Source organism: Variovorax sp. PvP013, assembly GCF_050435945.1.
In the GTDB taxonomy this organism is placed as follows: Bacteria; Pseudomonadota; Gammaproteobacteria; order Burkholderiales; family Burkholderiaceae_C; genus Variovorax.
The window spans coordinates 103445-127574 of record NZ_JBNDLF010000001.1; the positions used below are offsets into that span (position 1 = coordinate 103445).

General features: G+C 70.9%; 23 protein-coding genes and 1 pseudogene. 13 read left to right on the forward strand and 11 right to left on the reverse strand.

The genetic code is table 11. The annotated features are described in order from the left end of the window. Positions 1-51: 51 nt before the first annotated feature. Genes ABID77_RS00525 through ABID77_RS00545 form a run of 5 tightly spaced genes read left to right on the forward strand, consistent with a single transcriptional unit; the run spans position 52 to position 6211 of the window. Positions 52-1221 carry an acetyl-CoA acetyltransferase gene (locus tag ABID77_RS00525; protein ID WP_429589354.1) on the forward strand — a complete coding sequence of 390 codons (1170 nt, stop codon included), beginning with the start codon at positions 52-54 and terminating at the stop codon, positions 1219-1221. Continuing rightward, entirely contained in the window at positions 1218-2885 is a 1668-nt protein-coding gene (locus ABID77_RS00530; protein ID WP_429589357.1) for an acyl-CoA synthetase, read from the forward strand. Before ABID77_RS00525 ends, ABID77_RS00530 begins: the two co-directional genes overlap by 4 nt. Before the next feature lie 33 nt (positions 2886-2918). Beyond that, positions 2919-3932, forward strand: a complete 1014-nt coding sequence (locus ABID77_RS00535; protein WP_429589360.1) for a TRAP transporter substrate-binding protein — start codon at positions 2919-2921, stop codon at positions 3930-3932. Between the two features lie 43 nt (positions 3933-3975). Further along, entirely contained in the window at positions 3976-5877 is a 1902-nt protein-coding gene (locus tag ABID77_RS00540; protein WP_429589363.1) for a TRAP transporter large permease subunit, read from the forward strand. 16 nt (positions 5878-5893) lie between these two features. After that, on the forward strand, positions 5894-6211 hold the full coding sequence (locus ABID77_RS00545; protein WP_429589367.1) for a hypothetical protein: 318 nt from the start codon (positions 5894-5896) through the stop codon (positions 6209-6211). 66 nt (positions 6212-6277) lie between these two features. On the opposite strand, the gene ABID77_RS00550 is transcribed toward ABID77_RS00545, so the two are convergent. Then, entirely contained in the window at positions 6278-6910 is a 633-nt protein-coding gene (locus ABID77_RS00550) for a TetR/AcrR family transcriptional regulator (RefSeq protein WP_429589370.1), read from the reverse strand. 131 nt (positions 6911-7041) lie between these two features. On the opposite strand from ABID77_RS00550, the gene ABID77_RS00555 reads away from it, so the two are divergent. Continuing rightward, positions 7042-7875 (forward strand): SDR family NAD(P)-dependent oxidoreductase, encoded by an 834-nt coding sequence (locus ABID77_RS00555; RefSeq protein ID WP_429589373.1) that lies wholly within the window; start codon positions 7042-7044, stop codon positions 7873-7875. 114 nt (positions 7876-7989) lie between these two features. Continuing rightward, positions 7990-8991, forward strand: coding sequence for an NADP-dependent oxidoreductase (locus tag ABID77_RS00560; RefSeq protein WP_429589377.1), 1002 nt, complete (start codon positions 7990-7992; stop codon positions 8989-8991). A gap of 52 nt (positions 8992-9043) precedes the next feature. Here the strand turns inward: ABID77_RS00560 and manD are convergent, their stop codons facing one another. From manD to ABID77_RS00595, 7 genes are all read right to left on the reverse strand, one after another. Next, positions 9044-10258 (reverse strand): D-mannonate dehydratase ManD, encoded by a 1215-nt coding sequence (manD, locus tag ABID77_RS00565; RefSeq protein ID WP_429589380.1) that lies wholly within the window; start codon positions 10256-10258, stop codon positions 9044-9046. A gap of 71 nt (positions 10259-10329) precedes the next feature. Then, positions 10330-11112, reverse strand: a complete 783-nt coding sequence (locus ABID77_RS00570) for an amino acid ABC transporter ATP-binding protein (protein ID WP_429589383.1) — start codon at positions 11110-11112, stop codon at positions 10330-10332. After that, positions 11109-11768: an amino acid ABC transporter permease gene (locus ABID77_RS00575; protein ID WP_429589386.1), complete on the reverse strand. Its 660-nt coding sequence runs from the start codon at positions 11766-11768 to the stop codon at positions 11109-11111. The genes ABID77_RS00570 and ABID77_RS00575 overlap by 4 nt, the downstream gene beginning before the upstream one ends. After that, on the reverse strand, positions 11765-12430 hold the full coding sequence (locus tag ABID77_RS00580) for an amino acid ABC transporter permease (RefSeq protein ID WP_429589388.1): 666 nt from the start codon (positions 12428-12430) through the stop codon (positions 11765-11767). Before ABID77_RS00580 ends, ABID77_RS00575 begins: the two co-directional genes overlap by 4 nt. Before the next feature lie 22 nt (positions 12431-12452). Continuing rightward, on the reverse strand, positions 12453-13304 hold the full coding sequence (locus ABID77_RS00585; RefSeq protein WP_429589391.1) for a substrate-binding periplasmic protein: 852 nt from the start codon (positions 13302-13304) through the stop codon (positions 12453-12455). A gap of 84 nt (positions 13305-13388) precedes the next feature. Continuing rightward, positions 13389-14237, reverse strand: a complete 849-nt coding sequence (locus tag ABID77_RS00590) for a substrate-binding periplasmic protein (RefSeq protein ID WP_429589394.1) — start codon at positions 14235-14237, stop codon at positions 13389-13391. A 173-nt stretch (positions 14238-14410) separates the two neighbouring features. Then, positions 14411-15145, reverse strand: a complete 735-nt coding sequence (locus ABID77_RS00595; protein ID WP_429589397.1) for a FadR/GntR family transcriptional regulator — start codon at positions 15143-15145, stop codon at positions 14411-14413. A 127-nt stretch (positions 15146-15272) separates the two neighbouring features. On the opposite strand from ABID77_RS00595, the gene ABID77_RS00600 reads away from it, so the two are divergent. The 6 genes from ABID77_RS00600 (at position 15273) to ABID77_RS00625 (ending at position 21004) form a co-directional block, all read left to right on the forward strand. Beyond that, positions 15273-16712 (forward strand): mannitol dehydrogenase family protein, encoded by a 1440-nt coding sequence (locus ABID77_RS00600; RefSeq protein WP_429589399.1) that lies wholly within the window; start codon positions 15273-15275, stop codon positions 16710-16712. A gap of 22 nt (positions 16713-16734) precedes the next feature. Beyond that, complete coding sequence (locus tag ABID77_RS00605; protein WP_429589402.1) at positions 16735-17496, forward strand: SDR family NAD(P)-dependent oxidoreductase; 762 nt, start codon at positions 16735-16737, stop codon at positions 17494-17496. A 112-nt stretch (positions 17497-17608) separates the two neighbouring features. Beyond that, positions 17609-18535 (forward strand): substrate-binding domain-containing protein, encoded by a 927-nt coding sequence (locus ABID77_RS00610; RefSeq protein WP_429589405.1) that lies wholly within the window; start codon positions 17609-17611, stop codon positions 18533-18535. Beyond that, on the forward strand, positions 18532-19383 hold the full coding sequence (locus tag ABID77_RS00615; protein ID WP_429589408.1) for a class I SAM-dependent methyltransferase: 852 nt from the start codon (positions 18532-18534) through the stop codon (positions 19381-19383). Before ABID77_RS00610 ends, ABID77_RS00615 begins: the two co-directional genes overlap by 4 nt. 34 nt (positions 19384-19417) lie before the next feature. Continuing rightward, on the forward strand, positions 19418-19918 hold the full coding sequence (locus ABID77_RS00620; RefSeq protein WP_429589411.1) for a nucleoside deaminase: 501 nt from the start codon (positions 19418-19420) through the stop codon (positions 19916-19918). A 102-nt stretch (positions 19919-20020) separates the two neighbouring features. Next, complete coding sequence (locus ABID77_RS00625) at positions 20021-21004, forward strand: Bug family tripartite tricarboxylate transporter substrate binding protein (protein WP_429589414.1); 984 nt, start codon at positions 20021-20023, stop codon at positions 21002-21004. A 55-nt stretch (positions 21005-21059) separates the two neighbouring features. On the opposite strand, the gene ABID77_RS00630 is transcribed toward ABID77_RS00625, so the two are convergent. The 3 genes and pseudogenes from ABID77_RS00630 to ABID77_RS00640 all read right to left on the reverse strand — a co-directional run bounded on the left by ABID77_RS00630 (position 21060) and on the right by ABID77_RS00640 (position 24024). Beyond that, entirely contained in the window at positions 21060-22073 is a 1014-nt protein-coding gene (locus tag ABID77_RS00630; RefSeq protein ID WP_429589417.1) for a 2-hydroxyacid dehydrogenase, read from the reverse strand. 43 nt (positions 22074-22116) lie between these two features. After that, a pseudogene (locus ABID77_RS00635) lies at positions 22117-23689 on the reverse strand (M20/M25/M40 family metallo-hydrolase). A 65-nt stretch (positions 23690-23754) separates the two neighbouring features. Continuing rightward, positions 23755-24024 (reverse strand): hypothetical protein, encoded by a 270-nt coding sequence (locus tag ABID77_RS00640; protein WP_429589420.1) that lies wholly within the window; start codon positions 24022-24024, stop codon positions 23755-23757. Positions 24025-24130: the final 106 nt, after the last annotated feature.

Genomic DNA, 24130 nt, shown 5'->3' on the forward strand with positions numbered 1-24130 from the left:
AACCCAGGGCTGGGGCGATCCCGTATCCGCCAGTCCACATAGTGAACCCTCATGACCCAGGCACACATCATCGGATGGGGGCACACCCCCTTCGGCAAGCACGACGCGGTGGAGGCGCAGGACCTCTTCCGCGAGGCGGCGCAGGGCGCGCTCGACACCGCCGGACTGGCCCCGGCGGACATCGACGGCGTCTTCGTCGGCCATTTCAACGGCGGCTTCCTGCGCCAGGACTTCAGCGGCGCGCTGGCGGCGCTGGCGTTCCCGGAGTTCCGCCACACGCCGTCGGTGCGGCTGGAGAACGCCTGCGCGACCGGCTCGGCCGCCATCTGGGCCGCGCTCGACGCGGTGGCCAGCGGCCGCATGCGCCATGCGCTGGTGGTGGGCCTGGAGAAGATGAACACCCTGCCCAACGCGCAGATCGGCGAGGTGCTGCTGCGCTGCTCCTACGTGCGGGAGGAGGGCGACACGCCGGGGGGCTTCGCGGGCGTCTTCGGCACCATCGCCTCGACCTACTTCGAGCGCTTCGGCGACCAGTCCGACGCCCTGGCGGCGATCTCGGCCAAGAACCACGCCAACGGCGTGCGCAACCCGTGGGCGCACATGAAGCGCGACCTGGGTTTCGACTTCTGCCGCCAGCCTTCCGACAAGAACCCCTTCGTGGCCGGGCCGCTCAAGCGCTCGGACTGCTCGCTGGTGTCCGACGGCGCCGCCGCGCTGGTGGTGTCGATGGCCCCGGTCACGGGCGCCCGGGTGCCGGCCGTGCGCTGGCGCTCGCGCACCCAGGTCAACGAATTCCTGCCGCTGTCGATGCGCGACCCGACGCGTTTCGAGGGCGCAGCGTTGGCATGGCAACGCGGGCTCGACGCCGCCGGCGCGCGCCTGGAGGACCTGCACTTCGTCGAGACGCACGACTGCTTCACCGTCGCCGAGCTGCTGGAGTACGAGGCCATGGGCCTGGCGCCGCACGGCGAGGGCGCCCGCGTGATCCTCGACGGCGTCAGCCGCGCCGACGGCCGGCTGCCGGTCAATCCATCGGGCGGGCTCAAGTCGCGCGGCCATCCGATCGGCGCGACCGGGGTGTCGCAGCACGTCATGGCCGCGATGCAGCTCTCCGGCACCGCCGGCGACATGCAGGTGACGCGCGCCGGGCTGGGCGCGGTCTTCAACATGGGCGGCGCGGCGGTGGCCAACTACCTCAGCGTGCTGGAGGCGACGGCATGAGCGCGGTGCTGGCCGCCGACCCGGCGGCCTCGAACGACGCGCTGTCGTCGTCGCCGTCCGCCTCGGCGACCGGCAGCCCGCATGCCTGCAACCTGGCCCAGCTGCTCGCGCAGACCGCCCGGCTGCATCCGGACCGGCCGGGGCTGATCCAGGGCGACCGGCAATGGACCTGGGCCGAGATCGACCGCCGCGTCGACGCCCTGGCCCACGCGCTGCACGGGCTCGGCCTGCGCCGGGGCGACGCGATCCTCGTGCACTCGCGCAACAACCGCCAGCTCTTCGAGTGCGGCTGGGCCGCCTTCAGGCTGGGCTGCGTCTGGGTGCCGACCAACTTCCGGCTCACGCCCGGCGAGGTCGCCTACCTCGGCGCTTCCAGCGGAGCGGTGGCCATGATCGTGGAGTCCGACTTCGCGGCCCACGCCGACGCCGTGCGCGCCGCCTCGCCCGTGCTGCGCGAAGTGATCGCGATCGGCGCCCCGCGCGCCGGCGAGCACGACTACGAGGCCCTGGTCGCGGGCGGCCTGGGCCGGTCGGTGCCCGAGGCCGCGGTGCGCGCCGACGATCCGCTGTGGTTCTTCTACACCTCGGGCACCACCGGCAAGCCCAAGGCCGGCATCCTGACGCACGGCCAGATGGCCTTCGTGGTCACCAACCACCTGGCCGACCTGATCCCGGGCACGACCGAGCGCGACTGCTCGATCGCCGTGGCACCGCTCTCGCACGGCGCGGGCATCCACGCGCTGCTCAACGTCGCGCGCGGCGCGGCCACGGTGCTGCTGCCCTCGGAGAAGCTCGACCCGGCGGTCGTCTGGGCGCTGGTGGAGCGCCACCGCGTGACCAACCTGTTCACGGTGCCGACCATCGTCAAGATCCTGGTCGAGCACCCGTCGGTCCACGCGCACGACCACGGCTCGCTGCGCTACGTGGTCTACGCCGGCGCGCCCATGTACCGCGCCGACCAGAAGCGCGCCCTGCGGACGCTGGGGCCGGTGCTGGTGCAGTACTTCGGCCTGGGCGAGGTGACCGGCTGCATCACCGTGCTGCCGCGCGAGATGCACGACGCCGACGACGCCTCGCCCGACGCCAACGTCGGCGCCTGCGGCCGGCCGCGCACCGGCATGGAGGTCGCCATCCTGGACGCCGGGCTGCGACCGCTGCCCGTCGGCGAGGTCGGCGAGATCTGCTGCCGGGGTCCGGCCGTCTTCGGCGGCTACCACGGCGATCCGCAGGCCACGGCCAAGGCGCTGCGCGGCGGCTGGTTCCACACCGGCGACCTGGGGCGGATGGACGCGCGCGGCCTGCTCCACATCACCGGGCGCGAGTCGGACATGTACATTTCCGGCGGCTCCAACGTCTACCCGCGCGAGGTCGAGGAGGTCCTGCTCGCCCACCCCGGCATCGCCGAGGTCGCCGTGCTGGGCCTGCCCGATCCCAAGTGGGGCGAGGTCGGGGCCGCGGTGATCGTGCGCGCGCCGGGCGTGGAACCCCTGGACGCCGCCGCGCTGCCGGCCTTCCTGGAGGGCCGGCTGGCGCGCTACCGCTGGCCGCACCGCGTGTTCTTCTGGGACGCGCTGCCCAAGTCGGGCTACGGCAAGATCGTGAAGAAGGACGTGCGCCGGCTGCTCGTGGAGCGCGGCGATTTCGTCGAGCCGCCGACCGCCTGATCCCCCATGACATCCAACCGAGGAGACAACCCCATGCAACTCAACCGCCGCACCCTGCTCGCCGGCTCCGCCGCCCTGGCCCTGCCGACCCTCGCGCCCCTGGCGCGCGCGCAGAAGGCCGAATTCACGATGAAGTTCGGCAACAACCTGCCCATCACCCACCCGCTCAACGTCAGCGCCAACGAGATGGTTGGCAGGATCCTGGCCGACACCAAGGGCCGGGTCGACATCAAGGTGTTCCCCAGCAGCCAGCTGGGCACCGACACCGACATGCTCTCGCAGCTGCGCAACGGCGCGCTCGAGTTCTTCACGCTCTCGCCGCTGATCCTGGGCACGCTGGTGCCCTCGGCGCAGATCAGCGGCGTGGGCTTCGCGTTCAAGGACTACGACCAGGTCTGGGCCGCCATGGACGGCGAGCTCGGCGCCCACGTGCGCAAGCAGATCGCGGCCACCGGCACGCTCGTGGCCTTCGACAAGATCTGGGACAACGGCTATCGCCAGATGACCACCAGCACGCGCCCCATCACCAAGCCGGAAGACCTGAAGGGCATGAAGATGCGCGTGCCGCCCAGCCCGTTCTGGGTCTCGATGTTCAAGGCCTTCGACGCCTCGCCCACCACCATCAACTTCGCCGAGGTCTACACCGCCCTGCAGACCAAGATCGTCGACGGCCAGGAGAACCCGCTGGCCATCGTGGCCACGGCCAAGCTCAACGAGGTGCAGAAGTACTGCTCGGTCACCAACCACATGTGGGACGGCTTCTGGTTCCTGGGCAACAAGCGCGCGGTGGACCGGCTGCCCGCCGACCTGCGCGAGATCGTCGCCCACCACGTCGCCGAGGCCGGCCTCAAGCAGCGCGCGGAGGTCAGGAAGCTCAACGACAGCCTGACGGCCGACCTCAAGGCCAAGGGCATGGAGTTCAACGCCACCAACGCCGAGGTCTTCCGCGCCAAGCTGCGCGAGGCCAAGTTCTACGAGGAGTGGAAGAAGAAGTTCGGCGACGACGCCTGGGCGCTGCTCGAGAAATACACCGGCAAGCTCGCCTGAAGCCAGCCGCCCGGCCGTCCCGGCCGCACCGTCCGCATCCGCCATGACCCGCACCAGCACCACCGCCGCCCCCCTTCCCGCCAGCGACCCGGCCGCCGCCTTCATCCTGCCCGACGACCTGGTGGCGCCGGCCGCGCCGGCGAGCGGCTTCCTCGTGCGCCCGGTGGAGATGGCCGGGGCCGCGCTGGCCGCGGCGATCATCGTGCTGATGCTCACGGGCGTCTGCGCGCGCTACCTGTTCTCGATCTCCGTGGTCTGGATCGACGAGGTGGTGTCGATCTGCTTCCTGTGGCTGGCCATGCTCGGCTCGGTCATCGCCATCCACCGCAACGAGCACCTGCGCCTCACCATCTTCCTGCAGAAGCTGCCGCCCGGGGCGCAGGGGTACGTCAACGCCTTCGGGCTGCTGGTGGTGGCCGCCTTCCTGGGCGCGCTGGTGCGACCGGCCGTCGAGTACGTCCACAGCGAATGGATCGTGTCGCTGCCGGCGCTCGACATCCCCAACAGCTTCCGCGTGGCGGCCATCGCCTTCGGCATCGGCGCCATGCTGCTGACCGTGCTCGCGCAGGCCTGGCGCCAGTGCGCGGCGGCCGAACTCGCCGTGGCCGCGGCGGCGGTGGCGGGCGTGGGCGCGCTGTGCTGGTGGCTGGCGCCGGCCATTGGCGACCTGGGCAACCTCAACATCGCCCTGTTCCTGATCGGCTTCGTGGGCGTCTCGCTGCTCGCCGGCGTGCCGATCGCGTTCTGCTTCGGCATCGGCACGGTGAGCTTCCTGGCCTTCAGCACGCAGATCCCGATCGACGTCGTGATCGGCCGCATGGACGAGGGCATGTCCAGCATGATCCTGGTGTCGGTGCCGATCTTCGTGCTGCTGGGCTGCGTGCTCGACGCCACCGGCATGGGCAAGGCGATCATCGAGTTCCTGGCCTCGCTCATCGGCCACGTGCGCGGGGGCATGCAGTACGTGCTGCTGGGCTCGCTGTTCATCGTCTCGGGCATCTCCGGCTCCAAGGTGTCGGACATGGCCACCGTGGCGCCGGCGCTGTTCCCCGAGATGAAGCGCCGCGGCCAGAAACCCAAGGAGATGATCGCGCTGCTGTCCACCGGCGCGGCCATGGCCGACACGGTGCCCCCGAGCATCGTGCTGATCGTGCTCGGCTCGGTGGCCGGCGTGTCCATCGCCGGGCTGTTCCAGGCCGGCGTGACGGTGGCGGCGGTGCTGCTGGTCGCCCTGGCCGTGCTCGCGCGCTGGAAGGCGCGCAAGGAGGACCTGGGCGGCGTGCGGCGCGCCTCGCTCGGCACCATCGGCAAGTCGCTGCTGGTCGCCGGCCCGGCGCTGGTGCTGCCCTTCCTCATCCGCGGCGCGGTGGGCGGCGGCGTGGCCACCGCCACCGAGGTCTCGACCATCGCCGTGCTCTACGCGATGGCGATCGGCATGGTGCTCTACGGCGGCATCGGCGCGCGCCGGTTCTACGCCATGCTGGTGGAGACGGCCGCCCTCAGCGGCGCGGTGCTGATGATCCTGGGCACCGCGCTGGCGATGGCCTGGGCCATCACGCAGTCGGGCGTGGCCCAGTCCATCGCCGGCTTCATGACCCAACTGCCCGGCGGCGCCTGGGGCTTCATGGCGGTGACCATCGTCCTGTTCCTGGCGCTGGGCTGCGTGCTCGAGGGCCTGCCGGCGCTGCTGCTGATGGCGCCGCTGATGTTCCCCATCGCCCGCGCCCTCCACATCAACGACGTCCACTACGCCATGGTCGTGGTGGTGGCCATGAACATCGGCCTGATGATGCCGCCGGTGGGCGTGGGCTTCTACATCGCCTGCCGCATCGGCAACGTCTCGCCCGACGAGGCCATGGGCGCCATCTGGCCCTACATCGTGGCGCTCATCGTCGGGCTGATCGTCATCGCCGCCGTGCCGGCGATCTCCACCGGCGTGCTGTAGCCGCGTCCCGCGCGCCATGAGCCCCCTGCGCTACCTTTCCTTCGACCGGAGCGATGACGCCGACGGTGTCGTCACCCTGGAGGCGCTGGCCGCCACGCCCGCGGCGCGGCACGCCGACGTGATGGCCGAGGTGCGGCGGGTGCTCGACTGGGCCGGCGAGCGTTTTCCGCACACGCACGGTCCGGTCGACGAGGGCATGGACTGGGACGACGACCTGCAGGTCGTCGTGGAGGAGGGCGGCTGGCACGCGGTCGCGCTGACGCTGACCGGCTCGCGGCGCTTCGCCGACGAGCTGCTGGCCGCGTTCGGGGACGGGTCGGACGGGGCGGACTGAGCGGGCCCGGACGACGAGCCGGCCTGCTCCGGAGCGTGCCGTTGCGCGGTGGCCCGTCGACCGGTCCTAGGAACGGGTGGGCAGTGCGTCGTCGCGCCCAGGCTCGCTGGCCGGGGCGAGCGAAGAATCCAGCGAGGCGAGGATCTTGTCGCGGCATGCCGAGAGGATTTCGTCGGCCAGCGGCGAATCGTCCGGACAGGCGCGCGACATGACGATGGCGCCAACCACGTGGGCCAGCAGGTCGAGCGCGTCGGCACGCCTGTGACCCGCGTTCGCAGGGTTCTCGGCATCGGCCGAGCCACCTTCCGACTCGAGCGCGGCCAGCAGGCTCTCGATGCCGGCAGCGAACGTGGCCCGGACCGTTTCCGGCTGACGCGCGGCGTCCGCCCCCAGCGCGGCCATGGTGCAACCGGTCGCGCGCGCGTCGCGGTGCTCGCGCGCGAGATAGTGCCGCACGAACGTCCGCAGGTCCGCTCCGGCGCTCAGCGCCGCCGTCTGCGCGATGCCGCAGGCGGCCGACTCCGCCATCAGGTCGGCCTTGGAGCGGAACTGCTTGTAGAAGCCGCCATGGGTGAACCCGGCGGCGGCCATCAGGTCGGCGACACCGACGCCGTCGTAGCCGCGCTCCCGAAACAGGGCGGATGCCGTTTCCACCACATGGGCCCGATTGGCCTGTGCCTGTGCCTTGGTGACCTTCATCGTTCCTTTGAAATGGTTGGATGCCAGCGGAAGGGATCACTATACATTGATGTCGATCGTCATCAAAGCATTGACTTTTTAGATGTTGTTCGTAATCATTGACTCCACGTCCACCACGGAAATCGAACGACATGACCCCAAAAACGCTTCTGGAATCCTCCGGCCCGGGCGGCCCGACGCTCGCGCGATCCACCGTCCTCGTCACCGGTGCCTCCAGCGGCATCGGCGCCGCCTATGCCGAGCGCTTCGCGCGCCGTGGCCACGACCTCGTGCTCGTCGCGCGCGACGAGGCGCGTCTGGCGGCTTCGGCTTCGCGCCTGCGCAGCGACTGCGGCGTGACCGTCGAGGTGCTACGGGCCGACCTGACCCGGTCGACCGACATCGCCGTCGTCGAGGACCGACTGCGGGACGATGCCCGGATCGGGATCCTGATCAACAACGCCGGCATGGCGCAGTCCGGTGGTTTCGCGCGGCAGACCGCCCAGGACATCGAGCGCCTGATCATGCTCAACGCCACGGCGCCGACGCGGCTGGCCGCCGCCGTGGCACCGCGTTTCATGGAAGCCGGGGCCGGCGCGATCGTCAACATCGGCTCGGTGGTGGGCTTCGCGCCGGAATACGGCATGTCGATCTACGGCGCCACCAAGGCCTTCGTGCTGTTCCTGTCGCAGGGCCTCGAACTGGAACTCTCGCCCAGGGGCGTCTACGTGCAGGCAGTGCTGCCTGCCGGCACGCGCACCGAGATCTGGGGACGCGCCGGCATCGACGTCGATGCGATGGCCGACCTGATGGACGTGGGTGAACTGGTCGATGCAGCCCTGGTCGGTTTCGACCGCCGCGAGCGGGTGACGATCCCGCCGCTGCACGTGGCCGGACGCTGGGACGCGCTCGACGGCGCGCGCCAGGGGCTGCTGTCGGACGTCCGGCAAGCCCATGCCGCCGAGCGTTACCGGACGCGGGCCTGATCGAGATCACCGCGTCCGACCCGGCGGTGGGCACGGGCCGGCCACGACGCCATCCCCGGGCCCGGAGCTCCAGTCGGTCCCGCGACCCGCCGACGACCCACCTCGACCAAGATCATGAAGGCACTGACATTCAAGCGTTACGGCAAGTCGCCCGGCATCGGGTTCGACGAGATTCCCCGGCCCGCGCCGGGGCCCGATGAGTTGCTCGTCCGGGTTCATGCCGCGGGGTTGAATCCGATCGACAACATGATTCCGAAAGGCACGTTCAAGTCCTTGCTGCGCGTCGACCTGCCCGCCACGCTCGGCAGCGATCTCGCCGGCGTGGTGGTGGAGACAGGCCATCGCGTGACCCGCTTCAAGCCGGGCGATGCGATCTTCGCCAGTGTGTTCGATTCGGGGACGGGTTCGCTCGCCGAATTCACCGTGGTGTCGGAACGCGCTGCCGCTTTCAAGCCCTCGAACCTGAGCTTCGCGCAGGCGGCTTCCATCCCGATGGTCGGATTGACTGCCTGGCAAGCCCTGAAGGAGCGCGCCGGGATGGAAGCGGGGCAGAAGGTGTTCATTCCGGCAGGGTCGGGCGGCGTCGGCACCTTCGCCATCCAGTTGGCAAAACACTTCGGCGCCCACGTGTCGACCACGGTCGGCACCGGTGGCATCGAACTGGTGCGCGGCCTGGGTGCCGACGAGATCATCGACTACGGGCGGCAGCGGTTCGAGACCGTGCTGGAGGATCACGACGTGGTGCTCGCCACGGTCGGAGGCGACACGGTGGCCAGAGCCATCGGCATCCTGAGGCCTGGCGGCAGGATCGTCTCGCTCGTCGGTCCTCCGGACGCCGCGTTCGCCAGGTCCCGGAAGCTGAATCCCGTCTTGACGCTGGTGTTCCGGCTCATGAGTCGAAAAACGATCGGGCTTTCGACGAGGCGGGGCATCGACTACACCTTTCTGTTCGTCCGCCCCGATGGCCACCAGCTCGGGCAGATCGGCGAACTCCTGCAGGCGGAGCGTGTGCGGCCGGTCGTGGACACGATCTTCCCTTTCGAGCGGGCCGAGGACGCACTGGCGTACCTGGCCCGCGGACGAGCCAAAGGAAAGATCGTCGTCGAGATGGAGTGAGTCGCTGGTTCTTCAGGACACGCCACGGCTTTCCCCCTCGCCGGTGGGCGGCCTACCAGTTCCAGAGCGTCCCGTCGTGCTGCAGCCGGTTGACCGGCAGGTACTTGCGCTCGTAGGGGTACTTGGCGGCCAGCGCCTCGTCGATCTCGACGCCGTGGCCCGGCGCCTCGCCCGGGTGCAGCATGCCCCGGTCGAAGGTGTAGGCATGAGGGAAGACGGCGTCGGTCTCCTCGGTGTGCGCCATGTACTCCTGGATGCCGAAGTTGGGCACCCAGAGGTCGAAGTGCAATGCCGCGCCCATGCACACCGGCGACAGGTCGGTGGCGCCGTGGCAGCCGGTGCGCACCTGGTAGATGGCGGCCAGGTCGGCGATGCGGCGCAGGTGCGTGATGCCGCCGGCGTGCACGACCGTCGCGCGGATGTAGTCGATCAGCTGGTGCTCGATCAGGTCCTTGCAGTCCCACAGGCTGTTGAAGACCTCGCCCACGGCGATCGGCGTGGTGGTGTGCTGGCGGATCAGGCGGAAGGCTTCCTGGTTCTCGGCCGGCGTCGGGTCCTCGATCCAGAACAGGCTGCACGGCTCGAGCGACTTGCCCAAGCGCGCCGCCTCGATGGGCGTGAGGCGGTGGTGCACGTCGTGCAGCAGGTGGTGCTCGAAGCCCAGCTTCTCGCGGATGCGCTCGAACAGCTTCGGCGCGAAGCGCAGGTACTTCTCGCTCGACCAGTCGTGCTCGCCCGGCAGGCTGGCGTCGGCCGGGTCGTAGACCTTGGCGCCGGCCTTGCCGATGCCGTAGACCTTGTCCAGGCCCGGCACGCCGCTCTGCGCGCGGATCGCCTTGTAGCCCATGTCGGCGTAGCGCAGCACCTCGTCGACGGTGTGCTCGATGTCGGTTCCGTTGGCGTGGCCGTAGACCATCACGCCGGTGCGGCTCGCTCCGCCCAGCAGCTGGTAGAGCGGCAGGCCGGCGGCCTTGGCCTTGATGTCCCACAGCGCGGTGTCGACGGCGGCGATGGCGCTCATCGTCACCGGCCCGCGCCGCCAGTAGGCGCCCTTGTAGAGGTACTGCCAGAGGTCCTCGATGGCGTGCGCGTCGCGCCCGATCAGGCAGGGCACGACGTGCTCCGTCAGGTAGGCCGCGACGGCCAGCTCGCGGCCGTTGAGCGTGGCGTCGCCGATGCCGGTGAGGCCCTCGTCGGTCTCGATCTTCAGGGTGACGAAGTTGCGGCCGGGGCTGCAGACGATGACGCGGGCGTTGGTGATTTTCATGGGTGAAGATCGCAGGGGAAGGAGGGCGGTGCCGTGAGGCGGAGCGGGGCGGGGCGGCGCGGTCGGGTCGTTCAGCCGTTCCAGCCGAGGTGGCCCAGGAAGTCGCGCGTGCGCGCCACGGTCGGGTGGTCGAAGATCTGCCCGGGCGGGCCCTCCTCCAGGATCGCGCCGTTCTCGAACACCACCACCCAGTTGGCCACGCGCTGGGCGAAGCTCATCTCGTGCGTCACGACGATCATCGTCATGCCTTCCTCGGCGAGCTTCTTCATCACGTTGAGCACCTCGCCGACGGTCTCGGGGTCGAGCGCGGAGGTCGGCTCGTCGAACAGCATCACCTCCGGCTCCATCGCCAGCGCGCGCGCGATGGCCACGCGCTGCTGCTGGCCGCCCGAGAGGTTGGCCGGGAAGTTGCCCGCCTTGGCGGCCAGCCCGACCTTGTCGAGCAGCGCCATCGCGCGCTGCTTCGCCCGCGCCTCGTCCATGCCCAGCACCGTGATCGGGCCCATGGCGACGTTGTCCAGCGCCGACTTGTGCGGGAACAGCTCGAAGCTCTGGAACACCATGCCCATGCGCTGGCGCACCTTGCGCACCTCGGACTCTTTGGCCGGCAACGGCACGCCGTCGAGCAGCACGCGGCCACCGTTCAGGGTCTCCAGGGCGTTGGTGCAGCGCAGGAGGGTCGACTTGCCCGAGCCCGACGGGCCGATCAGGCACATCACCTCGCCCTTGTTGACCTGCAGCGAGACGCCGTTCAGGGCGACGAAGTCGCCGTAGAGCTTGCGCACGTTCTCGTAGACCAGCACCGGCGGCTGGTTCGCGCCCTTGCGGGCGGCGGTGGCGGCGGGACCGTTCATTCCTTGACTCCGTATTTCCTGTGGATCCAGTCGACCAGCTTGGCCTGCGGATAGCCCATGAGCCAGTACAGGACGGCCATGGCGGTGAGCATCTCCAGCACGCGGAAGCTCTGCGCGCGGATCTGCATGGCGGTGTAGGCCAGCTCGCCCACGGCGATGACCGAGACCAGCGAGGTGTCCTTGAACAGCGAGATCCAGGTGCTCGCGACCACCGGCAGGATGCGGCGCGCCGCCTGCGGGATCACGACCTTGAACATCGCCTGGCGGCGCGACATGCCCATCGCCAGCGCGGCTTCCATCTGGCCCTTGCGGATCGAGTTGATGCCGGCGCGGAAGGTCTCGGCGTTGTAGGCCGAGACGTTGAGCACCAGCGCCACGAGGGCGGTCGTGAGGGCCGAGAACTGCACGTCGAAGGCCATGGGCATGACGTAGAAGGCCCAGTAGATGACCAGGATCAGCGGCAGGTTGCGGAAGAACTCGACGAACCACAGCGCGGCGTCGCTCACGAGCCGGTTCGACGACAGGCGCATCAGCGCCAGCAGGATGCCCCCGGGCACGGCCAGCAGCATCGTCGCCACCGTCAGGCCGATGGTCAGCGCGACGCCGTGGAGCAGCGCGTCGCGGTGGGTCCAGACCACGTTCCAGTCGAGCGTCATGAGCGTCCCAGGTGGGCGAGCCGCTGGTAGAGCCGGTCGACGACGCGCGTGACCGGGAACAGCAGCAGGAAGTACAGGACCATCACGAAGGTGAACACCTCCACCGGGCGGTAGCTCTGGCCGGCGACGGTCTCGGCGCGGTGCATCAGCTCCGGCACCGCGATGACGGTGGCGATGGCGGTGTCCTTGATGGCCATGGTGAGCACCGAGCCGAAGGCCGGCAGCATGCGGATCGTGGCCTGCGGCAGCACGATCTTGCGCAGGATCTGCGCGCGCGACATGCCGATGGCCAGGCCGGCGCGGGTCTGGCCGGGACGGATCGACTCGATGCCCGCGCGGATGATCTCCGAGGCGTAGGCCGCGATGTGCAGCGTGAGCGCCACCAGCGCCGCCCAGAACGGCGGGAAGGTCACGCCCGCCAGGATCGGGAAGGCGAAGTAGATCCACACCAGCACCACCAGCACCGGGATGGCGCGCATGGTGTCGACGTAGAAGGTCAGCACGACGCCGAGCCAGCGCGGCCCGTACAGGCGCAGCAGGGCGATCACCAGGCCCGTGAGGAGGCTGGTGATCGCGCTGACCACGCTCAGCGCGATGGTCACGCCGAAGCCGCTGGCGAAGAAGCGCCAGTTCTCGGTCAGCGGTGAGAGGTCGATGTCCATGGGCGTGCCGCGCGCGCGGGACTCACTTCAGGTTCTGCGTCATGCGCGCTTCCTCGGCCGCGAGCGCGGGCTGCATGCGCTTCTCGACCTCGCGCAGCCAGTCCAGGTAGGCCGGCTCGTTCTTGTTCACGCCCATGCCGGTCTTGATCTCGAAGATCTTGCTGTCCTGGCAGTTGTTCTCCTTCGGGAACACGGCGAGGCCCTTGACCTTCCTGCTGATGTTGGGCCACAGCATGCGGTTGAGCGGCGCGACGTCGGAACGCCCGGCCATGACCTCCTCGATCGGCGCGACCGAGCCGGAGTTGGCCACGCCGCGCAGCTTGGCGTTGGGGAACTGCTCGCGCACCAGCGGCTCCTCGCCGGCGCCGGAGAAGTAGGCCATCGTGATCTCCGGCCGGTTGAAGTCCTGCAGCGTTTTCGCGCTGGTGAACTTCGGGTTGTCGGCGCGGCCGAACATGCACACGCCGGTGCTGGAGAAGGTCACGAAGTCGATGATCTTGGAGCGCTCCGCGTTCTGGTTGAGCGGGCCGATCATGATGTCCATCTGGTTGGCGATCAGCGCCGGCACCTTGGTCTCGTGGCTCACCGGCACCGGCTCGATCCTCACGCCCAGCAGCTTGGCGAACTCCTTGCCGAGCGTCCACGACGGCCCCGACCACGGCTCGCCCTCGCCGGTGGTGTTCTGCGCCAGCCACGGCGGGTTGTTGACCACGCCCACGCGCAGCACGCCGGCCTTGCGGATGGCGTCGATGCGCGGGCTGGCGCCGGGCGGGGGCGGCGTCTGGGCCACGGCGGCGAGCGACGTGCCGGCGAGCAGCGCGGCGACGACGAGGGCTCTGAGGGCGCCGGGGCGGAAGGTGTTCGGGTGCTGCATGTCGGGTCTCCGGTTGTCTTGGAATGTCGATGCGATGCGGACAGGCATCGCGCTGGGCGGCGGGACGCCGCGGATCGCGGGCGGCTACTTGATGTTCTCGACGATGCGTCGCTCGTCGGCGGTGAGCGCGCCCTGCAGGGTCTTCTCCACGCTGCGCAGCCAGTCGAGGTAGACGCCCTGGTTCTTGTCGACCGCCAGGCCCACCGGCGAGGCCTTCTCCTGGCTGTCCTGGCAGTTGTTGTCCTTCGGGTAGACCACCAGCCCCTTGACCTTCCTGTTCAGGCTCACCCACGGGACCCGGTTGATCGGTGCCGCGTCGGCCCTCTTGGCCATGATCTCTTCGACCGGCGCGGTGGCGCCCGAACTCGCGACGGCACGCAGCTTCGCCTTCGGGAAACGCTCCTTGACCCAGTTCTCCTCGGCGCCGCCGGTGAAGTAGGCGATGGTGATGTCGGGGCGGTCGAGGTCGTCGACCGAGGCCGCCTTGGCCAGCTTCTCGTTGCCGGCGCGGCCGAACATGCACACGCTGGTGGTCGAGTAGATGACGAAGTCGACCACCTTCAGGCGCTCGGGCGTCTCGCCCAGCGGGCTGATCGTCATGTCGACCTGGTTGGCCGCGAGCACCGGCACCTTGGTCTCGTGCGACACGGCGACGGGACGCAGCGTCACGCCCAGCAGCCGCGCGTACTCGGTCGCCAGCAGCCAGGCCGGGCCGTCCCAGGCCGGCCCGTTGCCGGTGGTGTTCTCGTTGAGCCAGGGCGTGTTCTGCAGCACCCCCACGCGCAGCTCGCCGGCCTTGCGGATGGCGTCGATGCGCGGGCTGGCGCCGGGCGGCGGTGGGGTCTGCGCCCAGGCCGCGGCGCCGGCCGCGGCCAGCGCGAGGCCCGCGAGCGCGTGCCCGACGACGCTGCCTTGTCTCGTTGCTTTTCTCATGCTCGTCTCCTTGTGTGCCTTCGAAATCCCGACCGGTGCGCAATGCCCATCCACCCAACCCCCGCACCCTCCTGCCAGAGACACCGCGGAACTGGCTCCGCCAGTCCGCCGTTGTCGCCCCCTCGAAGGGGGTGGGCGCTGCGACGCGAAGCGCGCAAGCCTGGGGGTGGTCCCTACCGCCAGGCCTGGGCGAATTCGCCGATGACGCGCTCCAGGTGGGCACGCATGGCGGTGCGGGCGGCGACCGGGTCGCGTCCCAGCAGGGCCTTGAAGATGCGCTGGTGGTCGGCGTGCGAGGCCAGGCGCAGGTCGGGCGTGTGGAAATGCCCCTCCATCCGGGTCCACACCGGGCCCTTCGACTGCGCCCACATGCCCGTCACCATCTGCAGCAGCACGCTGTTGCCGGTCGACTCGGCGATGCGCAGGTGGAACAGTTCGTCGGCCGCCTCGTTCTTCTCCTTGTCGTCCATGGTCTCGCGCATGTCGGCCAGGGCCGAGAAGATGAGGTCGAGGTCGCGGTCCTTGCGGGTCTCGGCGGCCAGCGCGGCGATCTCCGATTCGATCAGGCAGCGCGCCCGCAGCAGTTCGATCGGGCCGGGCTCGGTGGCCGGCACGAAGGCGTTCTGCGCGATCGGCGTCGCCGTGGCCTGCGTCACGTAGATGCCCGAGCCGCCGCGCACCTCCACCACGCCCTGCAGCTCCAGCGCGATGGTCGCCTCGCGCACCGACGTGCGGCTGACGTCGAAGCGCTCGGCCAGGGCGCGTTCCGACGGCAGGCGCTCGCCGACCTTGAATTCGCCCTGGGCGATCAGCGCGAGCAGCTGCGTGGCCAGCCGTTGGTAGGAGCGGTCGGCGGGCTTGGGCGCGTTGTCGACGTCGTCGTCGGGCCGGATGAGATGAAGCACCATGGCGTGTCCTGATTGGTTGGACCAATTTTGAATTGGTAAGCCAATCGAGCGAAATAGTGGTTTACCACGATCGTGGATGGGTGGGTCCGGTCGTCCAATCGGTGGCTCTTCATCGATCCAGTTGCCCATGAATTCACTCGATGCCGTCTGGCTGGCGAACGCCGGCGCCGCCATGTCCGACACCGCGACCGACCGCGCGACGCTGCCGACCTGCGACCGCGCGGCGCTCGTGCCCGGCGTCGTCCACCTCGGCCTGGGCGCCTTCCACCGTGCCCACCAGGCGCTGGTGTTCGACCGCCTCCTGCAGGGCGGCGACCCGCGCTGGGGCGTGCTGGGCGTGGCCATGCGCAGCACCGGCCTGGCCGACGCGCTGGCGGCGCAGGACGGGCTCTACGCCGTGCAGATCGCCGACCGCGCCGGCGCGCGCTGGCAGGTGGTCGGTTCGCTGCTGCGCACCTGCGTCGCCGCGCGCGAGCCGCAGCGCGTCGTCGAGGCCCTGGCCGCGCCGGCCACGCGCTGGGTCACGCTCACCGTCACCGAGAAGGGCTACGGCGAGCCGCTGGCCGACCTGCTGGTCGACGGCCTGGCCGCGCGCCGCGCGGCCGGGCAGGGCGGATTGACCATCGCCTCGTGCGACAACCTCTCGGACAACGGCCACCGGCTGCGGCGCCTGTGCCTGGACGCGGCGGCGCGCCGGGGCGACGCCGCGCTGGCCGACTGGATCGACGCCCGCTGCGCCTTCCCCAACAGCATGGTCGACCGCATCGTGCCGGCCGCCACCGACCGGCAGCGCGACGATGCCGCCGCCGCGCTGGGCGTGTCGGACGCCGGCGCGCTGGCCACCGAGGCGTTCTGGGAGTGGGTGATCGAGCGGCGTTTCGCCGATCCGGCCGACGCCGACGTGCTGGCCGCCGCCGGCGTCACGGTGGTCGACGACGTCAAGCCGTTCGAGGACGCCAAGCTGCGCATGCTCAACGGCAGCCACACCGCGCTGGCGCTGATCGGCGCCGTGCAGGGCTGGCCGACCGTGTCCGACGGCGTGGCGATGCCGGCGGTGCGCGACTTCGTGCACGGCTACATGACGCGCGTGGTCATGCCGCTGCTGACGCGCCCCGGCGGTGCGGCCTACCGCGACGCGCTGCTCGAGCGTTTCGCCAATCCGGCGCTGCGCCACCGCGTCCACCAGATCGCCGGCGACAGCTCGCTGAAGATCCCGCTGCGCTGGGGGCCGACCCTGCGCGAGTCGCTGGCGGCGGGGCGGGGCGTCGAGCCGCTGGCCTTCGCCACGGCCGTCTGGTTCCGCTATCTGCTGGGCACCGACGAGCGGGGCGAACCCTACGAGATCGCCGACCCGCGCGGCGCCGCGCTGCACGCGGTCGCGCTGCGCCACCGGGGCGATGCCGCCGGCACGGTGCGCGCATTGACGGCCGTGCCCGAGGTCTGGGGCACCGACCTCGCCGACGACCCGCGCTGGACCTCGCGCGTCGCCCACTGGCTCGGCCGCATCCAGGCCACGGACGTCGGCACCGCGCTGGCCGAACTCGCCGCGTCCGACGAACGAACCTGAAAGCACGAGAAAGCCCATCGCCATGAAGAACCCCTTCGACACCCCCGCCATCGCCGACCAGGTCGCGCTCGTGACCGGCGCCAACGCCGGCATGGGCCTGGCCATCGCCCGCGCCCTGCTCGATGCCGGCTACCGCGTCGCCGCCACCGACCTGCGCACCGACGCCGTCGCCGAGGCCCTGGCCGACCACGGCGACCGGCTGGCCTGCTTCGTCATGGACGTGAGCGACCAGGCGCAGGTGCAGGCCGTGTGCGGCGAGGTCGAGGCGCATTTCGGCCGCATCGACGTCTGCGTCAACAACGCCGGCTTCCTGGCCTACGCCAACTGCGAGCAGACCACGCCCGCGTTGTGGCACAAGACGCTGCGCGTGAACCTCGACGGCGTCTTCTTCGTCAGCCAGCGCGTGGCGCCGGGCATGAAGGCGCGCGGCTTCGGGCGCATCGTCAACATGGCGTCCTTCGGCGCCAAGACCGGCGGCCTGTCGCCGGTGCCGGCGTACGCCGCGAGCAAGGGCGGCGTGGTCTCGCTGACCTTCAGCTTCGCGCGCGAGTACGCCGCCTTCGGCGTCACCTGCAACGCCCTGGCGCCGACCTTCGTCAAGACGCAGATGCTGACCGAGCAGGTGAGCCCCGAGCGCCAGGCCGAGCTGCGCGCGAAGATCCCGGTCGGCCGCTTCTGCGAGCTGGAGGAACTGGCCCACAGCGTGCTGTTCCTGGCGCATCCGCTGAGCGGCTTCATCACCGGCGAAGTGCTCGATCTCAACGGCGGCCTGCAGTTCGACTGAGCCCGCGGCACCGGTGGGTGGACTCGGTGATAACCCCGAGGCCGTTGATGGCTGAATGACAGGCTGGCGGCCTAGCATGGGCGCACTTCCAACCTCCCTGTCGAGACATCCCATGCAGCCTTCCGATTCCGAACGCGACGTCGCCACCACCGCGTCACCCATCGCCTCGCGCCTCGCGCCCGTCACCCGCCGCGCCGCCGTCTGGCTCGCCGCCCTCGCGCTCGCGGGCTGCGCCGGCGTCGTCAAGCCGACCTCGGCGCCGATCGCGCCGGTGCCGGTCACCACCGAGATCAACGTCATGACCTCCGGGGGCTTCGCCGCCGCGTACGACGAACTGCGTCCGGCCTACGAGCGCCTGAGCGGCAGCGTGGTCAAGACGGCCTACGGCTCGTCGATGGGCGGCGCGACCGACTCGATCCCCAGCCGCATGGCGCGCGGCGAGCCGGTGGACGTGGTGATCCTGGCGCGCCCGGCGCTCGACGCGCTGGTCGCGCAGGGCAAGGTGGTGGCGGGCAGCCAGGTCGACCTGGTGAACTCGCTCATCGGCATGTCGGTGAAGAAGGGCGCGCCCCGGCCGGACATCAGCACCGTCGAGGCCCTCAAGCGCACGCTGCTGGCGGCACCGTCGATCGCCTATTCGGCCAGCGCCAGCGGCACCTACTACGAGACCGAGATGCTGAAGAACCTGGGCCTGGAGGCGCAGGTCAAGCCCAAGAGCCAGCGCATCCTGAGCGAGCGCGTGGCCACCGTGGTGGCGCGCGGCGACGCCGCCCTGGGCCTGCAGCAGGTCAGCGAACTGCTGCCGGTGGCCGGCGCCGACTTCATCGGCGTGCTGCCGCCCGAGGTGCAGCGCATGACGGTGTTCTCCGCCGGCATCGCCACCACGGCGCGCCAGCCGCAGGCGGCCAAGGAGATGATCGCGTACTTCACCTCGTCGGCGGCCGAGCCCGTCATCCGCAAGAGCGGGCTGGAACCGGCGAAGAAGCCGGTGGCGGCGCCGGCGATGCCCGCGGTGCCGGCGGCGATGCCGGCGCGATGATGGAACGCGCCGCCTCGCCCGGTCCTCGCCCGGCACCGCCGGCCGAGGGCCGCCCGCCGGGGTCGCCCCGTTCGCCCGCCTCGCCGGGCCTCGCGGGCTGGGGGCTGATCGCCGCGCTGCTGCTCGCGCCGTCGATCGCGCCGGCCCGGGGCGCGGTCGCGTCGCCGGCCGCGCCACCGGCCGAGGCGGGGTCCGCCGCCCCGGCCGATCGCTACACCGCCGCGCCGCCGAGCGCCGACGGCATCGGCCGGCGCTACATGGGGCGCGAGATCTCGCGGGTCATGGGCTGGCAGGGCGCGGCCTGGCTGGAGCGCGAGGAGCGCGAGAAGGAAGAGCGCACCGACGTGCTGCTGCGCCTGCTCGACCTGCGCCCCGGCCTGGTGGTCGCCGACGTCGGCGCCGGCACCGGCTACCTGTCGCGGCGCATGGCGCGCGCGGTGGCGCCCTCGGGCCGGGTGCTGGCGGTGGACGTCCAGCCCGAGATGGTCGCGCTGCTCGGCCAGGCGGCCAGGCGGGAAGGGCTGGCCAACATCGAGCCGTCGCTCGGCACCGAGACCGACGTGCGCCTCGCGCCCGGCTCGGTCGACCTGGCGGTCATGGTGGACGTGTATCACGAACTCGCCCGCCCGCACGAGGTGCTCGCGAGCATCGTGCGCGCCCTGAAGCCGGGCGGCCGCGTGGTCTTCGTCGAGTACCGCGCCGAGGACCCGGCCGTGCCGATCAAGACCCTGCACAAGATGAGCGAGGCCCAGATCCGCCGCGAGGCCGAGGTCCAGGCCCTGACCTGGGAGCGCACCGCGCCGGGCCTGCCGTGGCAGCACGTCGTGGTGTTTCGCAAGGCGCCCTGATCCGTTTCGATCCATCCGACACGAGGAGACCGGCATGACCCCGCACCGCGACGAACCCGCCGACCACGCAAGCCACGCGGTCCACCTGCGCGACGCCATCCGCCTGGCGATGGGCAACGTGCGCGAGCGGCGCACCTGGCCGTTCGGCGCCGTCCTCGTGCGCCGAGGGCAGGTGCTGGCGCGCGCCGTCAACGAGGTCGAGGCGCTGTGCGATCCCTCGGCCCACGCCGAGATGCAGGCCGTGCGCGCGGCGGCCCGCGCCCTGGGCGGCACCGACCTGAGCGGCTGCGTCGTCTACGCGAGCGGCTTTCCCTGCGCGATGTGCCTGGCCGCGATGCACCTGGCCGGCGTCGCGGCGGTGTACTACGCCTACGACGAGGAGACCGGCGCGGCGTACGGCCTGTCGGCGATGCGCGGCTACGACGAGATCGCGCGCCCGCCGGCGCGGCGCGAGACCCGGCTCGTCGGCCTGCCGGTGCGCGACGAGGCCGACGAGGACCTGTACGAGGCCTGGCGCGCGATCTCGGGCGGCTGAGGCAGGCGCCGCGCGGGGTCGCGCGGGCGCGGTTCCTGCTTCGGTCCGGACCGGCGCGCCGCGCGTGCGGCGCGACGTCGAACCACCTCACCAGCTCCCGCCATGAACTTCCACCTCCCGTCCATCTCGCGCCGCCATGTCCTGAGGACGCTCGCCGCCGGCACGGCCGCCGCCGCGCTGCCCGCCTTCGCGCAATGGCCCGACCGGCCCGTCAAGATCGTCGTGACCTTCCCGCCCGGCGGCGCCAGCGACGTGCTGGCGCGGGTGGTGGCCGAGCAGCTCGCGCGCAGGCTCGGCCAGGCGGTGGTGGTCGACAACAAGCCGGGCGCCGGCGGCACCATCGGCGGCGCGCAGGTCGCGGCGGCGGCGGCCGACGGCTACACGCTGATGCTGTCGAACAGCACGCCGATCGCGCTCGGTCCCTTCGCGCTGGAGAAGCAGCCCTACGACCCGGTCGAGGCCTTCACGCACATCGCCTACTTCGGCGGCGCGCCGCTCGTCCTCATGGCGAGCAAGCCCTCGGGCATCGCGTCGTACGCCGACTTCGAGAAGAAGGCGCGCAAGGACGGCCAGATCGAGTTCGGCTCCGGCGGCCCCGGCTCCATCGGCCACATCCACGGCGAACTGCTGAAGAAGGCGACCGGCATCCAGATGGTGCACGTGCCCTACCGCGGCGGCGCGCCGATGACCACCGACCTGATCGCCAACACCATTCCCGTGGGCATCGACGTCGTGACCGCCTACGTGCCGTTCTTCAAGTCCGGCCAGCTGGTGCCGCTGGCCGTCACCGGCGCGCAGCGCTCGCCGCTGCTGCCCGACGTGCCGACCATCGCCGAGGTGGGCCAGCCGAAGCTGGTGCTGGAGAACTTCTTCGGCCTCTCCGGCCCCGCGAAGCTGCCCGCCGACGTCGTCGCGCGCCTGCACGCCGCCTGCAACGAGGTGCTGGCGATGCCGGAGGTGCAGAAGAAGACGGCCGAGCTGGGCATCGTCGCCCGGCCGGAGACGACGGCGCAGTTCGGTGCCTTCGTCAGGCAGCAGGTCGACACGCTCGGCCCGGCGGTCAAGGCCGCCGGCATCCGGATGTGAGGCGCGGGCGGGGCGTCGCGTCGGGGCCAGGTCCCGGGTCGGCCGCCCCGGGGCGTCACGGCGTCGGCGCGGTCACGGCGTTGGCGCAGGCGGTGCCGTCGATGAAGCAGCGCAGGTTGCGCAGCGTCACCTCGGCGATTTCGCGCAGCGCCTCCACGGTGAAGAAGCCCTGGTGGCCCGTCACCAGCACGTTGGGAAAGCTCATCAGGCGCCGGAATACCTCGTCGTCGATGATCTCGCCCGAGTGGTCCTGGAAGAACAGTTCGCTCTCCTGTTCGTAGACGTCGATCGCCAGCTGGCCGAGCCGGCGCGACTTAAGCGCGTCGATGACCGCGCCGGTGTCGATCAGCGCGCCGCGCGAGGTGTTGACTAGCATCGCGCCCGGCTTCATCGTCGCCAGCGCGCGGGCGTCGATCAGGTGCCGCGTGGCCTCGGTCAGCGGGCAGTGCAGCGTCACGACGTCGGACTCGGCCAGCAGGACGTCGAGCGGCACCATCCGGCCCAGGTCCTCGAACGCAGCCGAGGGCGTCGGATCGCAGCCCAGCACCCGGCAGCCCATGCCGTGCAGGATGCGCGCCGTGGCCAGGCCGATGCGCCCTGTGCCCACTACGCCGACGGTCTTGCCGTGCAGGGTCGTGCCCAGCAGTCCCTCGAGCATGAAGTTGCCCTCGCGCACGCGGTTGAAGGCACGATGCGTGTGGCGGTTGAGCGTCATGACCAGCGCCAGGGTGTGCTCCGCGACGGCCTCGGGCGAGTAGGCCGGCACCCGCGCCACGAAGAAGTCCAGCCGCGCGGCGGCGGCCATGTCGACGTTGTTGAAGCCGGCGCAGCGCAGCAGCACGGCGCGCACGCCCGATGCGTGCAGGGCGGCCAGCGTGGGCGCATCCAGGCGGTCGTTGACGAACACGCAGACCGCGTCACAGTCCCGTGCCAGCACCGCGGTGTCGGGACCGAGCGTGGCCTCGACGTGGACGAGTTCGCTGCGCTCGGCGTCGGCATGGCGCGCCATGGCCTCGTCGAGGAAGCGCCGGTCGTAGGCACGGGCGCTGAAGACGGCGGTTCGGGTCATGGAGGTCCTTGCGTGAGGCGTGATGTCGATCGGGACGGGTTCTTCAGCGCAACGGGCTCGTCAGCAGGCTGTAGATCGTGCGGATGCCGTCGACGTAGTTGCCCATGCGCATGTTCTCGTTGGCCGCGTGCTGGTTGTTGTCGGCGTTGACCAGCGGCACGATGGCGAAGGGCACGCGCAGCGCCTCCACGATCTCGGCCGTGGGCACGGTGCCGCCCATCATGCGGATGCGCACCGGCTCGGGCGCGGCCGAAGGCCTCGGTCATGGCGCCGTAGGCCCAGGCGCCGACGGCCGAGTCGATCGGCGTGCCGGCCGCGTCGGAGCCGCCGGTCTGGTAGGTGAAGGTGGCGAGCCGGTCGTGGCGGGCGCGGTCCTCGTCGCTCGGCGCGCCGGGCACCAGGTGATAGCCCTGCTTGCGCAGGTGGGCCTCGATCAGGCCGCCGAGGTACTTCGCGTCGGAGTCGGGCGTGGTGCGCAGGTCGAGATCGGCCACGGCCTGGTCGGGCACGATGTTGGCCACCTTGTCGCCCACCGCCGCCGAGGCCATGCCGCGCACGTTGAGCGAGGGGTACTGCATCGCCTCCTGGTAGTTGGCGCCGACGGCGTCGGCCCGGGCGATGCCCAGGCGGCGGCGCATCGCGGCCTCGTCGTCGGGCACGGCGGCCATGATGCGGCGCTCGGCCTCGCCGAGCTTCACGCGGTCGTAGTAGCCGGGGACGGTGACGCGGCCGGTGTCGTCCTTCATCGACGCCAGCAATGTCGCCAGCCGCTGCGCCGGGTTGGGCGCGTAGTTGCCGTAGTGCCCGCTGTGCAGCGGCACCTTGGCGCCGTAGACCGTCAGCCGCGCCGCCGCCGCGCCCCGGTTGCCGAAGATCAGCGTCGGCCGGTTGGTGGCGTGCATGGGGCCGTCGTGGATGACGATGGCGTCGGTGCGCAGCAGCGCGAGGTTCGCCTGCATCACCTTGCCGATGGTGGGCGAGCCCTTCTCCTCCTCGCTGTCGAGCAGGACCTTGACGTTGACGCCGGCGGCCGCGCCCCGGGCCTTGAGCGCGTCGATGGCGGCCAGGAACATCATGATCGGCGCCTTGTCGTCGGCCGAGGAGCGGCCGAACACGCGCCATTCCGGATCGAACGCGGCCCGGGCGTCGAGCAGCGCGGCGGCGTCGATCTCCCGCCACTCGCCCTGGGCGTCGCGCTGCTTGAGCACCGGCGTCCACGGGCTCTTCTGGGCCCACTGGGCGGGGATCACCGGCTGGCCGTCGAGATGCATGTAGAACAGCACCGTCCTGCGCGCCGGGTCGGCGCCGGGCAGTTCGGCGAACAGCATCGGCTTGCCGTCGTTGGCCAGCTGCCGCGTCGCGAAGCCGCGCCGGCGGAAGGCGGCTTCGAGCCAGTCGACGTTCTTGCGCACGTCGGCCGGGACGATGGCGTCGTTGGGCAGGGCGAGGAGGTCGAAGTAGTCGCGGTAGGTGGCCTGCGCGAACGTCGCGGCGTCGGCGGGCGCGAGTTCGGCGGCCCGCGACGCGTGGGTGGCGCCGAGCGTCAGGACCAGCGCGGCGAGCGCGGCGGGAAGGGTGGGACGAAAGAGGTGGAGAGGGCGGAATGGGCGGGTCATCGACCCAGGATACGCCCCGACGCCCGTGGCGACGCGGGACCGCGCCGCCCGGGTCCGCGACGGCCTCAGCGGTCCTTGGCCGGCGTGACCGTGACCTTGGGCACCTCGATGACCTTCTCCTCGGTCTTGACCGTGGGCACGGTGACGACCTTCTTCTCCTCGGTCACCTCGACCTTGGGCGCCGTGACGTCGTACTTGGGCAGGGTGACGTCGCCCGACTGGGTCTTCTCGTACTTGGGCAGCGTGACGTTGCCCTCGGCGGTCTTCTTGACGTCGCACGCGGCGAGGGTGGAGGCGATGCCGATGGCCGCGAGGGCGAGGATGCTTTTGTTCATGGGGACCACCTCTTCGGAATCGTGGGTCGTTGGGTCGTCGATGCCGGCTGGCACCGCGACGGGAATTTTCACGAGGAGTCGTCGCTGACCCGTGTCATCTGAAAGC

Bases quoted from the DNA above. Each gene is read 5' to 3' on its own strand.
- ABID77_RS00535 (WP_429589360.1), top strand. From the start codon at position 2,919: ATGCAACTCAACCGCCGCACCCTGCTCGCCGGCTCCGCCGCCCTGGCC.
- ABID77_RS00640 (WP_429589420.1), bottom strand. From the start codon at position 24,024: ATGAACAAAAGCATCCTCGCCCTCGCGGCCATCGGCATCGCCTCCACC.
- ABID77_RS00560 (WP_429589377.1), top strand. From the start codon at position 7,990: ATGAAGGCACTGACATTCAAGCGTTACGGCAAGTCGCCCGGCATCGGG.
- ABID77_RS00525 (WP_429589354.1), top strand. From the start codon at position 52: ATGACCCAGGCACACATCATCGGATGGGGGCACACCCCCTTCGGCAAG.
- manD (WP_429589380.1), bottom strand. From the start codon at position 10,258: ATGAAAATCACCAACGCCCGCGTCATCGTCTGCAGCCCCGGCCGCAAC.
- ABID77_RS00595 (WP_429589397.1), bottom strand. From the start codon at position 15,145: ATGGTGCTTCATCTCATCCGGCCCGACGACGACGTCGACAACGCGCCC.
- ABID77_RS00630 (WP_429589417.1), bottom strand. From the start codon at position 22,073: ATGACCCGAACCGCCGTCTTCAGCGCCCGTGCCTACGACCGGCGCTTC.
- ABID77_RS00550 (WP_429589370.1), bottom strand. From the start codon at position 6,910: ATGAAGGTCACCAAGGCACAGGCACAGGCCAATCGGGCCCATGTGGTG.
- ABID77_RS00615 (WP_429589408.1), top strand. From the start codon at position 18,532: ATGATGGAACGCGCCGCCTCGCCCGGTCCTCGCCCGGCACCGCCGGCC.
- ABID77_RS00620 (WP_429589411.1), top strand. From the start codon at position 19,418: ATGACCCCGCACCGCGACGAACCCGCCGACCACGCAAGCCACGCGGTC.
- ABID77_RS00610 (WP_429589405.1), top strand. From the start codon at position 17,609: ATGCAGCCTTCCGATTCCGAACGCGACGTCGCCACCACCGCGTCACCC.
- ABID77_RS00530 (WP_429589357.1), top strand. From the start codon at position 1,218: ATGAGCGCGGTGCTGGCCGCCGACCCGGCGGCCTCGAACGACGCGCTG.
- ABID77_RS00600 (WP_429589399.1), top strand. From the start codon at position 15,273: ATGAATTCACTCGATGCCGTCTGGCTGGCGAACGCCGGCGCCGCCATG.
- ABID77_RS00605 (WP_429589402.1), top strand. From the start codon at position 16,735: ATGAAGAACCCCTTCGACACCCCCGCCATCGCCGACCAGGTCGCGCTC.
- ABID77_RS00570 (WP_429589383.1), bottom strand. From the start codon at position 11,112: ATGAACGGTCCCGCCGCCACCGCCGCCCGCAAGGGCGCGAACCAGCCG.
- ABID77_RS00580 (WP_429589388.1), bottom strand. From the start codon at position 12,430: ATGGACATCGACCTCTCACCGCTGACCGAGAACTGGCGCTTCTTCGCC.
- ABID77_RS00545 (WP_429589367.1), top strand. From the start codon at position 5,894: ATGAGCCCCCTGCGCTACCTTTCCTTCGACCGGAGCGATGACGCCGAC.
- ABID77_RS00590 (WP_429589394.1), bottom strand. From the start codon at position 14,237: ATGAGAAAAGCAACGAGACAAGGCAGCGTCGTCGGGCACGCGCTCGCG.
- ABID77_RS00625 (WP_429589414.1), top strand. From the start codon at position 20,021: ATGAACTTCCACCTCCCGTCCATCTCGCGCCGCCATGTCCTGAGGACG.
- ABID77_RS00575 (WP_429589386.1), bottom strand. From the start codon at position 11,768: ATGACGCTCGACTGGAACGTGGTCTGGACCCACCGCGACGCGCTGCTC.
- ABID77_RS00555 (WP_429589373.1), top strand. From the start codon at position 7,042: ATGACCCCAAAAACGCTTCTGGAATCCTCCGGCCCGGGCGGCCCGACG.
- ABID77_RS00585 (WP_429589391.1), bottom strand. From the start codon at position 13,304: ATGCAGCACCCGAACACCTTCCGCCCCGGCGCCCTCAGAGCCCTCGTC.
- ABID77_RS00540 (WP_429589363.1), top strand. From the start codon at position 3,976: ATGACCCGCACCAGCACCACCGCCGCCCCCCTTCCCGCCAGCGACCCG.